Source organism: Agrobacterium sp. NPDC058088 (genome assembly GCF_042885035.1).
In the GTDB taxonomy this organism is placed as follows: domain Bacteria; phylum Pseudomonadota; class Alphaproteobacteria; order Rhizobiales; family Rhizobiaceae; genus Agrobacterium.
The window spans coordinates 499,308-512,084 of sequence record NZ_JBHVSU010000003.1; the positions used below are offsets into that span (position 1 = coordinate 499,308).

The 12,777-nt window shown below is 58.6% G+C and carries 13 protein-coding genes; 9 read left to right on the plus strand and 4 right to left on the minus strand.

What is annotated here, in order from left to right:
• Nucleotides 1-73 precede the first annotated feature (73 nt).
• Nucleotides 74-232: a hypothetical protein gene (locus ACFVTJ_RS12310; protein ID WP_386907703.1), complete on the plus strand. Its 159-nt coding sequence runs from the start codon at nucleotides 74-76 to the stop codon at nucleotides 230-232.
• A 27-nt stretch (nucleotides 233-259) separates the two neighbouring features.
• Here ACFVTJ_RS12310 and ACFVTJ_RS12315 read toward each other — a convergent pair whose 3' ends face one another.
• Entirely contained in the window at nucleotides 260-835 is a 576-nt protein-coding gene (locus ACFVTJ_RS12315) for a DNA-3-methyladenine glycosylase (RefSeq protein ID WP_386907705.1), read from the minus strand.
• Between the two features lie 96 nt (nucleotides 836-931).
• Between ACFVTJ_RS12315 and ACFVTJ_RS12320 the strand changes: the two genes are divergently transcribed.
• From ACFVTJ_RS12320 to ACFVTJ_RS12335, 4 genes are all read left to right on the plus strand, one after another.
• Nucleotides 932-1,315, plus strand: a complete 384-nt coding sequence (locus tag ACFVTJ_RS12320; RefSeq protein ID WP_386907706.1) for a hypothetical protein — start codon at nucleotides 932-934, stop codon at nucleotides 1,313-1,315.
• 2 nt (nucleotides 1,316-1,317) lie between these two features.
• On the plus strand, nucleotides 1,318-2,097 hold the full coding sequence (locus ACFVTJ_RS12325) for an SDR family oxidoreductase (protein WP_386907708.1): 780 nt from the start codon (nucleotides 1,318-1,320) through the stop codon (nucleotides 2,095-2,097).
• Between the two features lie 172 nt (nucleotides 2,098-2,269).
• Nucleotides 2,270-3,325, plus strand: a complete 1,056-nt coding sequence (locus tag ACFVTJ_RS12330; RefSeq protein ID WP_386907710.1) for a L,D-transpeptidase family protein — start codon at nucleotides 2,270-2,272, stop codon at nucleotides 3,323-3,325.
• A gap of 19 nt (nucleotides 3,326-3,344) precedes the next feature.
• The gene (locus ACFVTJ_RS12335) at nucleotides 3,345-4,130 is read left to right on the plus strand and encodes a L,D-transpeptidase (protein WP_386907712.1); all 786 of its coding nucleotides are present in this window, start codon (nucleotides 3,345-3,347) and stop codon (nucleotides 4,128-4,130) included.
• A gap of 94 nt (nucleotides 4,131-4,224) precedes the next feature.
• On the opposite strand, the gene ACFVTJ_RS12340 is transcribed toward ACFVTJ_RS12335, so the two are convergent.
• Both ACFVTJ_RS12340 and ACFVTJ_RS12345 read right to left on the minus strand, forming a co-directional pair.
• On the minus strand, nucleotides 4,225-6,045 hold the full coding sequence (locus tag ACFVTJ_RS12340) for a methyl-accepting chemotaxis protein (protein ID WP_386907714.1): 1,821 nt from the start codon (nucleotides 6,043-6,045) through the stop codon (nucleotides 4,225-4,227).
• Between the two features lie 143 nt (nucleotides 6,046-6,188).
• Nucleotides 6,189-7,523, minus strand: coding sequence for an aspartate aminotransferase family protein (locus ACFVTJ_RS12345; protein WP_386907716.1), 1,335 nt, complete (start codon nucleotides 7,521-7,523; stop codon nucleotides 6,189-6,191).
• A 146-nt stretch (nucleotides 7,524-7,669) separates the two neighbouring features.
• Between ACFVTJ_RS12345 and ACFVTJ_RS12350 the strand changes: the two genes are divergently transcribed.
• The 4 genes from ACFVTJ_RS12350 to ACFVTJ_RS12365 all read left to right on the plus strand — a co-directional run bounded on the left by ACFVTJ_RS12350 (nucleotide 7,670) and on the right by ACFVTJ_RS12365 (nucleotide 12,245).
• Nucleotides 7,670-8,218, plus strand: coding sequence for a cupin domain-containing protein (locus ACFVTJ_RS12350; protein ID WP_003523802.1), 549 nt, complete (start codon nucleotides 7,670-7,672; stop codon nucleotides 8,216-8,218).
• A 619-nt stretch (nucleotides 8,219-8,837) separates the two neighbouring features.
• A complete protein-coding gene (locus ACFVTJ_RS12355) occupies nucleotides 8,838-9,518 on the plus strand; it encodes a sugar transferase (protein WP_386907718.1) in 681 nt (226 codons plus the stop codon).
• A gap of 194 nt (nucleotides 9,519-9,712) precedes the next feature.
• On the plus strand, nucleotides 9,713-10,969 hold the full coding sequence (locus ACFVTJ_RS12360) for a polysaccharide biosynthesis/export family protein (protein ID WP_386907720.1): 1,257 nt from the start codon (nucleotides 9,713-9,715) through the stop codon (nucleotides 10,967-10,969).
• 7 nt (nucleotides 10,970-10,976) lie between these two features.
• Complete coding sequence (locus tag ACFVTJ_RS12365; RefSeq protein WP_386907722.1) at nucleotides 10,977-12,245, plus strand: O-antigen ligase family protein; 1,269 nt, start codon at nucleotides 10,977-10,979, stop codon at nucleotides 12,243-12,245.
• On the opposite strand, the gene ACFVTJ_RS12370 is transcribed toward ACFVTJ_RS12365, so the two are convergent.
• On the minus strand, nucleotides 12,242-12,736 hold the full coding sequence (locus ACFVTJ_RS12370; protein WP_386907724.1) for a hypothetical protein: 495 nt from the start codon (nucleotides 12,734-12,736) through the stop codon (nucleotides 12,242-12,244). The two genes, ACFVTJ_RS12365 and ACFVTJ_RS12370, sit on opposite strands and share 4 nt — an antisense overlap.
• Between the last annotated feature and the right edge of the window lie 41 nt (nucleotides 12,737-12,777).

The window sequence follows — 12,777 nt, forward strand, 5'->3', positions numbered from 1 at the left end:
GACGCGTGCGCGTTGTCCCGAGAGATTGGAGCGTTGCCGTAATAGACCGGCGCGTTCATGTCAGGAGGCCGCAATGTCGACCATTCCCGTCGAGCCCTATCCCGAACCGCCGATGCCCGTGCCGCCGCAGCCGGATATTCCACCGGTGGAGGAGCCGCAGCCCGACCGCTTACCAGACGAGGTGCCAACGCCCAACCCCGATGAAAATGACGGGCCCCCGAAGATTCTCTAGAATCCCTCTGTTGATGCTCCCAGTGACTTAGCCATTCTCGAATTTCTTGCTGATGTAAGCCGAGCCCTTCAGCCCGAAACGCCAGGGGTAGTCCACTGCGCGGCTGATACCGATGCGTCTGCCGCTGGTGATGGCGGCGGCCTCCTTCGGCATGCGCAGGAAGAACGGCGGCGCGTTGAGCAGCGCTCCGTCCATCTCCCCGGTGATCGCGAGCGCCTGACACAGCTTGCCCGGACCCGAGCAGAGAAGTTTCAGCTTGTCAGTTCCTCGCCGCAGTTTCATCACTTTGATCCCGGTCAGCGGCTCGATGGCGCGCAGAAGCACGGCGGAGCCGGGAGCGCAGACGAAGTTGGCGCACCAGTGGATCCCATAGGACCGGTAGACATAGAGATGGCCGGCCGGGCCGAACATTGCTCTGTTGCGCGGGGTCTGCCCGTTGAAGGCGTGAGATGCAGGATCATCGCGGTGATAGGCTTCCGTTTCCACGATGATGCCGCCGGCATTGCCGACACGAAATTCCGCGCCGATGAGTGCGCGGGCCACATCAAGCGCGTCGCGCAGGAAGAAACTCTCCTGCATTTCCAGACCAAAGGCCTTGTCCATCCGGAACCCCTTCCGCTCTGCGTCGTTCTGAAGTCAGCTTCCATTTATTTCCCAGCATCGGCTTTTGCCGGTGCTTTCCAAGCCGGAGGGCATGTCATGCAACTTTCGACGACCTATGTAAAACGCAATAACGGGGTTATCTCCGTCGAGTTCGTCGGCAGCGATGGTGATCAGGTGTCTGTTCGCCTCGCCAACGGCCTTGGTGGGGTCGACGATGCCGAGGCGATAAAGCGGGCGAGTGCCGTCATGGTGCAGCTTACTGCCTTCGGGACACGCCAAGGCGTGGATGCGCCAGCGCAATTTTCCGCCCTAGGGACGGCGCAGGATGAGGCTCGACAAGGACAGGCCAGCGCCCGCACATCAAAGGACCGCGACATTCTGGAGGAAGAACTGGAAGAGGGGCTGGAAGACAGCTTTCCGGCGAGTGACCCCGTCTCGGCGACGGTGACGTCAATTGCCTCACGAAAAGGAGGGCTGTGATAGTGGCTGATCGTAAAGTCGCTCTCGTCACCGGTGCCGGCTCCGGCATCGGGCGGGCTACCGCACTGCATCTTTCTGCGGCGGGTTTTTCAGTCGGCCTCCTCGGTCGCACTGAAACGGAATTGAACGATGTCTCGAGCCAGATAGGTAGCGGGTCCGGCGCTTCGAAGGTTCTTGTTGCCGATGTGGCGGACGAAGCAGCCATGCGTCGCGCAGTCGCAGCGCTTGTCGAGGAGTTCGGCCGTCTGGATGTCGTCGTGGCCAATGCCGGTGTCAACGGCGTGTGGGCGCCCATCGATGAGTTGGAGCCCTCCGACTGGGACGATACGATCCGCATCAACCTGCGAGGCACCTATCTTACCATCCATGCCAGCGTGCCGCACCTGAAAGCGGCCGGCGGTGGATCGATCATCATCGTTTCATCAATCAACGGCACTCGCACCTTTACCTCACCGGGTGCAACGGCCTACTCGGTCACGAAGGCTGGGCAGCTTGCCATGGCCCAGCAACTGGCGCTCGAACTCGGGCGTCATCGTATTCGCGTCAACGCCGTGTGTCCGGGCGAGATCGAGACGGCAATCAACGAAAACACTGATATACACGGACGTGAAAAGACCGAGGTGCCCGTTCATTTTCCGGCAGGGGACATTCCGGTCACGGGCGGCGTTGCAGGAATGAGCGAGGATGTCGCCGAACTCATCGGGTTCCTGGCGTCGGACGCATCCCGCCACATTACCGGTACGCCGGTGTGGATCGATGGTGGCCAGGGCCTGCTCCGATAATCGGCCCCGAGCTGGCGTCATCCAGCATCACGGCCTTGTGTCCTTATGATTAACGAAAGGGTAACGTCTGTTCACGAGACTTTGTCCATGGGCGAGGTTGCCGTGTTGTGGCCACCTTCAGTAGTTAAGCGTCTGCCGGGAAGGCGGGCAAATCAGGCGGGTAGAACGATCCATGGGCATGCAGGCATTGCTGGATTTCGCGGTTGCGGAGTTGCGGCAAAAGGTTAGGGCAGGGGCAAGAATGGCTGCGATCGTCACGATCGGCGGAACCCTTGCCGCATGTACCTCAATGGGCCTCGACAGCGTCAAGAAGGATCCGCCAAAACTGTCGTCCAAGATGATGGCGCAGATGTCGGCCAAGAGCATGCGTCCCGAAAGCCCGGTTCTCGTTCGCATTTTCAAGCAGGAAAGCGAACTCGAGGTCTGGAAGGTCGACAAGACGGGAAATTACGCGCTGCTCAAGGCGTATCCCATGTGCCGCTGGTCCGGTAAGCTCGGTCCCAAGATGAAAACGGGTGACCGGCAGGCGCCGGAAGGTTTTTATCATGTCTCAGCCAGCATGCTGAACCCGAATTCGCAATATTATGTTTCCTTCAATCTCGGTTATCCCAACCGGTTGGAATCCGCGCTGGGTTACACCGGTGAGGCGCTGATGGTGCATGGTGCCTGCTCGTCGTCCGGCTGCTACGCCATGACTGACCAACAGGTAGGCGAGATCTATGCCATCGTCGCGCGGGCGTTGCAGGGCGGACAGGACCGCTTTCAGGTACAGGCCTATCCCTTCCGCATGAGCGCCCGCAACATGGTGGCGCATCGTGATGATCCCAACATGCCGTTCTGGACAACGCTGAAGGAAGGTTACGATTATTTCGAGGTGACGCGCCGCCAGCCCAAGGTTTCGGTCTGCGGCCGGCGTTACGTCTTCAACAGCGAATTTGCCGGCGGCGAACCTGCCGATCCGCTGGCGGCCTGCCCGCCGGCCGTCAACCAGCAGGATCCGCAGGTGGCGTCCAGACTGGCTGAAGAGCAACAAAAACTTGCCGCCGCGATGAGCGAGGGAACTTCTGCCCCGCTCAACGCGTATGTAGACGGCGGCATGCATCCGAGCTTCCGGGCCATTCTGAAATCAAGCGGCGCCAAGGTCATGGCATCGCAGGTTTCCGGCACGAAGTACCCTATCAGCCGCCCAGAGGCGGCGCTGGCCGACCCCTTTGCCAGCGCGAGATGATGTAAATGAGGTTTTTCAATTGAACGAGACGACGACGACCCGTCGGGGTTTCCTGCTTGGAGCAGGCGGATTGGCGCTTGCCGGCCTTGCGGGCTGCAACACCACGGCGCGTGAGGCCGCAAAGCCTGCCGCACCTGCCGAAGATGCGATGTATGCGCTGATGTACGGTCCGAAGCCGGACGAGCAGTTCCCGCTGCCGGAAATTCCCTATAAGCGCATTCCGCGCCAGTTTCTGCGGCAGATGGTGGCGAACCCGACCGGTGAGCGTCCCGGTGTCATCGTGGTCGATACCGCCAATCATTTTCTCTATCTTACATATGAAGACGGTCAGGCCATGCGTTACGGCGTCGGTCTTGGCCGTGCCGGTTTCGAATGGGCCGGTCGTGGCGTGATCCAGTACAAGCGGCAATGGCCGCGCTGGACACCGCCCGATGAGATGATCGCCCGCCAGCCGGAACTGGAACCCTATAGCAGCCGTAATGGCGGCATGGAGCCGGGCCTCAAGAACCCGCTCGGCGCGCGTGCGCTCTATATCTTCAAGGACGGCAAGGACACGATATACCGTCTGCATGGCTCGCCGGAATGGTGGACCATCGGCAAGTCGGTCTCTTCAGGCTGCGTACGCCTGCTGAACCAGGATATCGTCGATCTCTACAATCGCGTACCTGACGGTACGCCGATCGTGGTGACGGCGCTCGGTCCGGCACAGCAGGGTGTGCCGATAGGGCAGGCGGGCGTTCCGGTGGCGCAATATGGCAATGGCGTTATCGGCGACGGCCTGTCCCAGCCGACACAGGCCTATTGAGAACAGCAGCCTCGCTTCAAGGGGCTAACGAATCGAGAAATGCCGGCTAAGAGCCGGCATTTCTCTGATAGAAATTCCTTGCTTCACAATCGCTTCATGCGACCCGGCGCGCCTCTTCCCGGTTGCGGGCCGTTTCCACATCCAGATGGAAGCGCGATACGAGTGCGCGCAGCCTTGCCGTTTCGGAGGCCAGCGTTGCTGAGGCGGCGGTGGATTGCTCCACCATGGCCGCATTTTGCTGGGTGGCCTGATCCATGGCGTTCACCGCCGCATTGATTTCGGCAAGACCGGTCGACTGTTCTGTGGATGACGTGGCGATGGCATTCATATGGCGGTCGATGCCGGCGATGCGTTCGCCAATATCCTTCAGCGCCGTGCCGGTATCGAGAACCAGCTTCACACCGCTTTCCACCTCGGTGGATGATTGCCGGATGTGATCGCGGATTTCGCTTGCGGCCTTTGCCGCGCGTTGGGCGAGATCGCGCACCTCTTGGGCCACCACGGCAAAACCCTTGCCGGCCTCACCGGCCCGGGCGGCCTCAACCCCGGCATTCAGCGCCAGCAGGTTGGTCTGGAAGGCGATTTCATCGATCACGCCGACAATGCCGTTGATCTGCCGCGACGAGGCCTCGATGCGGCGCATCGCCTCTTCGGCATGCGCTACCACCTCGACCGATTTCAATGCGCTCTGATTGGCATCGGTGGCGGCGAGCCGTGCTTCGGTGGCGCGCTTGTTGGCGTTCGAGACGTTGACTGTGATTTCATCGAGTGCGGCCGCCGTCTGTTCAAGGGAAGCGGCCTGATTTTCCGTGCGGCGCGAAAGATCGCCGGCGCCGGCTGCGATTTCCCGGCTGCTGCCGTCAATTGTGCCGACGCCATCCGAAATCGCGACGAGCGTTTCGGCCAGTTGCCGGACCGAACTGTTGAAATCGTGGCGCAGGGCCTCGAACTGCGGTGCGAAGGCATCGTTCAGCTGGAAGGCCAGATCTCCGGACGCGAGCCGTTTCAGGCCGGCCGCCAGACCGGAGGTAGCGATGCGCAGCCTTTCGGAAGCCTCCTCTTCGGCCTGTCTGCGGGTCGCTTCCTGATCGGCTTCCGCTTGCCGACGGGCGGCCGCTGCCTGTTCCTCAAGTGCTCGATTTGCAATGGCTGCCTGCCGGAAGATTTCGACTGCGCCTGACATGGAGCCGATCTCGTCCTTGCGATCGATGCCGGAGGGCGTTTGTGACGTATCGCCGCCTGCGAGGATCTCCATATTCTTCGACAATTGCAGGATGGGGCGGATTATCGATTTGCGGGTGAGAAGGAAAAGGCCGGCGCAGAAAAGTGCTGCGACGATCAAAAGTCCCTTCAACACAAGGTCAATTGCCGACTTGGTCTTTTCGCTTTCGGCCGATGCTGCGTCGGAGAGTGCCTGAATTTGGTCACCTGCCGTTTCCATGGCTTTTTCCAACGCAGAGAATTGCCGCATGAATTCGGGCATCAGCTTCTTTGCTTCTTCAGGGTTGGTGCCGGCAAGTGCTACCACCGCATTGGCTGCATCCATATAGGCGAGAAGCGGCTTTTCGACGCCGTCTATAACGGTTTTGACATTGGTGCCTGATGACAGCGACTTGTTTGCCTCGATAGCCTCGCGAAAGCTGGCTTCGTGCTCGTCAAGATCTGCCTTGGCGGCCTTGAGATCGAGATTCATTCGCGCATCGGCGGAAAGAATGGCGGCAAGCACATCGGACCGCAGTGCGTCATGCATCATATCCGCCTGCATGTGGTTGCGAAGGACATCGGCCGAAAGGGCCACATATTCGCTGTTGCTGTTCAGCGTTGCTGCTGACCATATGCCGATACCGGCGGCGCTACCGGTGATGGAAAAGATTGCAATACTCGCCAATATTATTTTTGTTTGAATGGATGCCATTGGAGCGGTTCCCGCGTAAATGTTATACTTTGGGAAGATAATAGAACATGCTTAATAAATGATCTATTTTCTCTGTAGGCGTGATAAATGCAAAAAGGCTGCATTTGTTATTGCAGCCTTTTCTTTATTAGAGCTTTTTAATTTTATTGCGCGCGCTTAAGGGCGTCGCCGAGGATCGAGACGATATCGTCGAAATGGGATTTCTCGGCGATCAGCGGCGGCGAAAGGGCGATGATGTCGCCGGTGACGCGAATGAGCAGGCCGCGCTCGAAGCAATCCGTAAAGACATCATAAGCGCGTGCACCGGCAGCGCCTTCGCGTGGCTGCAATTCGATGCCGGCAATGAAGCCTATAGTGCGGATGTCGATGACGTTGGGCAGGCCCTTCAGGGAATGAATGGCGTCGTGCCAGACATCCTGCAATTCCGCAGCGCGAGTGAAAAGGCCTTCATCGCGATAAATATCAAGCGTCGCGATGCCGGCGGCGCAGGCGACCGGGTGGCCGGAATACGTGTAACCGTGGAACAGTTCGATCTGGTTTTCCGGCCCATGCATCAGCGCATCATGCACCTTGCGGCTGGTGAAGACCGCGCCCATGGGGATTGCGCCATTGGTGAGGCCCTTGGCGGTGGTGACGATATCTGGCGTAACCCCGAAATAGTTGGTGGCGAAGGTGGAGCCCATGCGGCCGAAACCGGTAATGACCTCATCGAAGATCAGGAGGATGCCGTGCTTGTCGCAGATGGCGCGCAGGCGCTCCAGATAGCCCTTCGGCGGTACCAGCACGCCGGTAGAGCCGGCCACGGGTTCCACGATGCAGGCGGCGATCGTTTCCGCGCCATGCAGGGCGACCAGCCGTTCCAGATCATCCGCAAGCTCGGCTCCATGCTCGGGCTGGCCCTTCACGAAGCTGTTCTTTGCCGGATCATGGGTGTGGCGCAGATGGTCGGCGGGGATCTGCGGGAAAACGCGACGGTTATTGACGAGGCCGCCAACGGAGATGCCACCGAAGCCGACGCCATGATAACCACGCTCGCGCCCGATCAACCGGCTGCGGGTGCCCTGGCCGATGGCGCGCTGATAGGCGATGGCAATCTTCAAAGCCGTGTCGACCGATTCCGAACCGGAGCCTGTGTAAAAGACACGATCGAGTTTCGCCCCTTCCGGGCCGGGCGCGATTTCGGCCAGCCTCTCGGCAAACTCAAAGGCAACCGGATGTCCCATCTGGAAGGAGGGCGCATAGTCCATGGTCGAAAGCTGGTGCTTGACGGCAGAGGCAATCTGCTGGCGGCCGTGGCCTGCATTGACGCACCACAGGCCTGCCGTGCCGTCCAGAACCTGACGGCCATCGTTGCTGGTGTAATACATGCCCTCGGCACTCGTCAGCAGGCGGGGATTGGCCTTGAACTGACGGTTAGCGGTAAACGGCATCCAGTAGCTGTCGAGTGAGGTGGAATTGGATCGGCTCGGGTTATCCATAACGGTTCTCCTGTTCGTTGCCGCCGATTGAAAGCTATTTTAGCAACTGAACAAGCCCTTTTCTCTCTGTGGCCAAGTTATTGAAAATGCTATAGGCGTGAAGGCATGTTTTCGATATTTCGAACAACAGCAACGGGGGCTCACGCATGTCGGTAGATATAGGGGGACGTTTGCGTCATTTGCGGCTGCGTCACAATATTTCCCAGCGTGAGTTGGCGAGACGTGCCGGCGTTACCAATTCCACGATTTCGCTGATCGAGAGCAACACTTCCAATCCATCCGTCGGCGCGTTGAAACGTATTCTCGACGGCATACCGATCGGCCTTGCCGAGTTTTTCGCGTTCGAGCCGGAAACCAGCCGCAAGGCCTTTTACCGTGCGGATGAGCTGGTGGAAATCGGCAAGGGACCGATCTCTTTCCGACAGGTCGGGGAGAATGTTTTCGGCCGCAGCCTGCAGATACTGAAGGAATGTTATCAGCCGGGCGCGGACACCGGCAAGGTTCCGCTGGTTCACGATGGCGAAGAGGGCGGCATCATCCTCTCAGGGCGTCTGGAAGTGACGGTTGACGAAGAGAGGCGGGTGCTTGGCCCGGGGGATGCCTATTATTTCGAGAGCCGCAGGCCGCACCGCTTCCGTTGCGTCGGTCCGGTGCCCTGTGAGGTGATCAGTGCCTGCACGCCGCCGACCTTCTGATTCCGCCGCATCCCGTGGGTTTTGACGCCACTGAGACGGGAAACTCCCCCCTGACCGAGAAAAACTTCCGCCAGCTACGGCATTTTTGCGAGGCTGCTATGACGGGAATGCGGTTCCTTGCCACTCTTTTGCCGTCTTTGCGCCCTTGTTGCGATTTTTACATCGCTTTTTATTGGCGCAGCGCTAATGGCGCGTAAAAAAAATCCCGGACAATATGTCAAATTTTATATGCATTGCCACAATCTTGCTGCGATGCAAAAAACTTTAATAGTCTGTCACGGACATAGCTCTTCTTTGCGTTCCTGTCCCATCTCCGCAAGTCACAAGAAACACATAAGAAAAGACTGCCAGCGGTGTAAAACCCAATACATGACGCGGCGGCACCCATGCTCTCAACACATGGCCATTGGCGTCTTTGTTGCTTTTTTATGCAACCCTTAATATTGCCCGAGCGTTGATCGGCCGCTCACGCAAGAAATCGCATAGACGGTTATGGGCAATGTGCCTTACAAAAAATCTATTAGCATCAAATTCCGAACACAGACTTGTTATCTCTTTTAGACGGAAAGACGCGCCTCCGGGCACCGACCAATCGCAAAACATAAATGGAGTTCTCTCTATGAAGTCCGCGACCCAATCGGCTGAACAGACACTCAGCAGCTCCGAAGACTTCGATGTCAGTTTCCCTATCGGGGGCATCGCAAAACGTAGCTTCGATATGACATCGGCTGCGCTTGCGCTGCTCATCTTCAGCCCGATATTCCTGTTGATCGCCGTTCTGGTGAAACTTTCCGATCCCGGTCCGATCTTTTATGGTCACCGGCGTGTGGGACATAATGGCCGCTATTTCCATTGCCTGAAATTCAGGACGATGGCGATGAACGGCGATGAGATCTTGCGGCAATATCTTGCCGCCAATCCGGAAGCCGCCGAGGAATGGCGCGCGACCCGCAAGCTCAAGAACGATCCGCGCGTTACCGCTGTTGGTTCCGTGTTGCGTAAGCTCTCCCTCGATGAGTTGCCGCAGCTTCTCAACATCATCCGTGGTGAAATGAGCGTGGTTGGCCCGCGCCCCGTCGTCGACGAGGAGCTGAGCTATTACGAAAACGCCGCCGCTTATTATCTCAGCACCCGTCCTGGCCTGACCGGCCTGTGGCAGATCAGCGGCCGCAACGACGTCTCCTATAAGACCCGCGTGGCTTTCGATACGCAATATGTTCAGAACTGGTCGATGCGCCAGGATGTGTTCATCATCGTCAAGACCATTCCGGCCGTGTGCATGTCACGCGGAAGCTACTGAAAACCGATATTGAGTTCGGCTTTATCGATCTTCGTTTCGACACGCACCCTGACCGGGATCCCAAGTCCGGTCTTTGGGTGCGTCATTGGTGCTAACAATACCGGCCGCTTTTTGCGGCGCTGCGCGACCGGCCTTGTCCGGTTACGCGACGGCCTGATCGCCCGCGCGGCGATCCGCTAACAGGGAGTTTCCCGATGAACGGCCTTTTTGCCGCCCACCGCCCATTTGTGGCTCTCGTCCTTGCCGCTTCCGTTGCCTTTGCCGCGCCTCTTTCCGCCATGGCGGCAGAAGGCGTCCAATATAAGCTCGGCACCGCAGACAAGCTGCGTATCCGCGTTGCCGAGTGGCAGCCGGCCGATGGCAGCATCCGCAACTGGGATGTCATCAACGGCGATTATTCCGTCGGCCCGTCGGGCACATTGTCTTTGCCCTTCATAGGTCAACTCGATGTTGCCGGCAAAACGCCGTCCGAAGTCAGCGAAGAGATCGGCGCGCAGCTCCAGAGCAAGTTCGCCCTTCGCAATCTGCCTTCGGCTTCCGTCGAGATCGCGCAGTTCCGGCCCATTTTCCTCAGCGGTGACGTGCAGACGCCGGGTGAATATCCCTATGCCCCCAATATCACGGTGTTGAAGGCCGTCAGCCTCGCCGGCGGCCTGCGCCGTTCCGATGCCGGTCAGCGTTTTGCCCGAGACTTCATCAATGCCCGTGGTGACGCCGCGGTCTACGACAACCAGCGGGCAAGGTTACTTGCCCGTCAGGCGCGGTTGATCGCCGAGGTCAAGGGTGATGAAACGATCACCAAGACACCGGAGATGGAAAAGATTTCCGAGATCGATACGCTGCTTGCCAGCGAGAGCGCGCTGATGAAGTCGCGCACGGAGCGCTATACACTGCAACTCAAGGCGCTGACGGACCTGCATGCGCTTTTGCAGAGTGAAGTGGAATCCCTGAAGAAAAAATCGGAAACCCAGAACCGCCAGCTCCAGCTCGCCAATGAGGATCGTGACCGCGTCAACCGGTTGAACGAGCAGGGTCTTGCACTGTCACAACGGCGTATTTCCGCGGAAGAGCGCGCGGCCGAGGTGGAATCCACCCTGCTCGATATCGACACGCAGTCGCTGCGCGCCAAGCAGGACATCAACAAGGCGACGCAGGACGAGATCAACCTACGCAACGACTGGGTGGCGCAGCGCTCCAAGGAGCTGCAGGACACGGAAGCGGAGCTAGACAAGCTCAATCTGCAGCTGACCACCAGCCGCGAATTGATGTCGGAAGCGCTGGCGCAATCGGCTGAAGCCATCCGGTTCGATCCCTCGGGCAAATCCGCCAACATCAGTTATGTCGTGGTGCGCGAGGAAAATGGCAAGCCGAAGGAGCAGAAGGTGGATGAAAATACGCTCCTCCAGCCCGGCGACGTCATCAAGGTCTCGTCTGAAATCCTGATGCAGTGAGGTTTTAATGCGGATCGCCAAATCGGCGCTGATCGATCCCGAACGCAATGAGGTTTACGGAATGGCGGCCATCGCGCTGTCATTCTTCGTTTTCGCCTATTCGTCGCGTTTCGGGCAGGTTTCGGTTCTTGCCTATTATGGCTTGTGGCTGCCGCTTGTCGTGGTCGATTACCGGCGCGTGCTCGGCAATTATCCGCGTTATCTCTGGATATTCGGCTTCGGCATTTTGACCGTGCTTTCCAGTTTCTGGTCGGAAGCGGCCTCGGTGACCATGCGCGCCTCGATCCAATATATGACCCATATCGTCTGCGCGCTGATTGCCATGCGGGTGATCTCCATCCGCACGCTGACGCGCGGCGCATTGATCGGGATCACTCTCGTTCTGCTCTATTCGCTGCTGTTCGGCATCTATCTCTTCGATGCGCTTGACGGTACCTATAGTTTTGTCGGTGCGTTTTCGTCCAAGAACCAGCTCGGCTTCTACGCCTCGCTTGGCGTTATTTTTGCCGCGTCCTCGGTGCTCGTGCTAAAGCAAAGAGGCATCTGGCTGCCGATTGCCGGCGTTACCGGGCTATTGTCGGCCTATAGTCTCGCCGCGTCTCAATCGGCCACTTCAGCCATCACCACCGCGGCGGTCGTAGGCCTTATCATCGGTTTCATTCCGATCGGCATGCTCTCGCCGGCAAATCGCAAGATGACGTTCTTTGCGCTCGGCGGCCTCGGAGCGCTGCTGGCCGTCGCCTCCCTGCAGTTCGGCCTGCTCGACGCCATTCTCGGCATTTTCGGCAAGGATTCGACGCTGACCGGCCGCACCTATCTCTGGCAGCAGGGCATCGAGGCGGCAAAACAGACGCCCATCTTCGGCGTTGGCTACCAGGGGTTCTGGGTGGCGGGTTTCGCCGATGCAGAACGGCTGTGGAACGATTTTTTCATCACCGGCCGCAGCGGCTTCCATTTCCACAACACCTATATCGAAACGGTGGTGGAAAACGGCTTCGTCGGCATGCTCCTGCTTGCCATGGTGCTCTACGGAACGCTGCTAGGGCATCTGCGCTCGGTGTTGATGCGAAAGAGCGATCCGCAGGGCGTCATCCTGTTTGCGATCTGCGCGCTGTTCGTCGTGCGCTCCTTCGTGGAGATCGATATCATCTTCCCTTATCAGATCGGCTCGTTCCTGCTTTATTTCGCGGCCGGAAAACTGTGTCTGCCGGTTAAGGCGGCGCAGTATGGGGAAACTCACCCCGCTATCGGCATGCGGTTGCAGACGAGAGCCTAGAGATAATCCGCTGAAACGTGCGGGCTGGCGTGGATGAAACTCCACATGTCCTTGCTAACGGCGACGATATCGGCAATCGATTTTTCAAGGTGTTCGATTTCCTTCTCGTCCATGCGTTCGACCTTGCCGTAACGCACCTGACTGTCATCCTCCACCAACCGCATCAACTGCGTGCTGGCGATCTCGCCTTTTTCATCGAAGGAGTAGATGCAGTGATTATATTTGTTGCGCGTCTTCGCCTCCTTCTTCAACCGCGCCATGATGGAGAGGACGGTCTTGCGATCCTTCGCATCGGTGGAGGGAAGCTTCGCCAGGCGCTCGATCAGATCCATGCGCGCCCGGGTGGTGTTCAGTGTCAGGAACACGACGATGGCCGCTTCCTTCTCCACTTTCAGAAGATGGACGATCAGATAGATCATCAGGCTTTCCGTGTTGGTCCACACGTAATTCAGCCTGCCGACCAGCAGCAATACATCCGACATCGCCGCCATGCCGCTTCTCCCGCCCTGACGAAACAGATCGTCATTGTATG

What these genes read in the sequence shown, in the direction of transcription:
- ACFVTJ_RS12310 (WP_386907703.1), top strand. Translation starts at nt 74, where the DNA reads ATGTCGACCATTCCCGTCGAGCCCTATCCCGAACCGCCGATGCCCGTG.
- ACFVTJ_RS12315 (WP_386907705.1), bottom strand. Translation starts at nt 835, where the DNA reads ATGGACAAGGCCTTTGGTCTGGAAATGCAGGAGAGTTTCTTCCTGCGC.
- ACFVTJ_RS12320 (WP_386907706.1), top strand. Translation starts at nt 932, where the DNA reads ATGCAACTTTCGACGACCTATGTAAAACGCAATAACGGGGTTATCTCC.
- ACFVTJ_RS12330 (WP_386907710.1), top strand. Translation starts at nt 2,270, where the DNA reads ATGGGCATGCAGGCATTGCTGGATTTCGCGGTTGCGGAGTTGCGGCAA.
- ACFVTJ_RS12340 (WP_386907714.1), bottom strand. Translation starts at nt 6,045, where the DNA reads ATGGCATCCATTCAAACAAAAATAATATTGGCGAGTATTGCAATCTTT.
- ACFVTJ_RS12345 (WP_386907716.1), bottom strand. Translation starts at nt 7,523, where the DNA reads ATGGATAACCCGAGCCGATCCAATTCCACCTCACTCGACAGCTACTGG.
- ACFVTJ_RS12350 (WP_003523802.1), top strand. Translation starts at nt 7,670, where the DNA reads ATGTCGGTAGATATAGGGGGACGTTTGCGTCATTTGCGGCTGCGTCAC.
- ACFVTJ_RS12355 (WP_386907718.1), top strand. Translation starts at nt 8,838, where the DNA reads ATGAAGTCCGCGACCCAATCGGCTGAACAGACACTCAGCAGCTCCGAA.
- ACFVTJ_RS12360 (WP_386907720.1), top strand. Translation starts at nt 9,713, where the DNA reads ATGAACGGCCTTTTTGCCGCCCACCGCCCATTTGTGGCTCTCGTCCTT.
- ACFVTJ_RS12365 (WP_386907722.1), top strand. Translation starts at nt 10,977, where the DNA reads ATGCGGATCGCCAAATCGGCGCTGATCGATCCCGAACGCAATGAGGTT.
- ACFVTJ_RS12370 (WP_386907724.1), bottom strand. Translation starts at nt 12,736, where the DNA reads ATGGCGGCGATGTCGGATGTATTGCTGCTGGTCGGCAGGCTGAATTAC.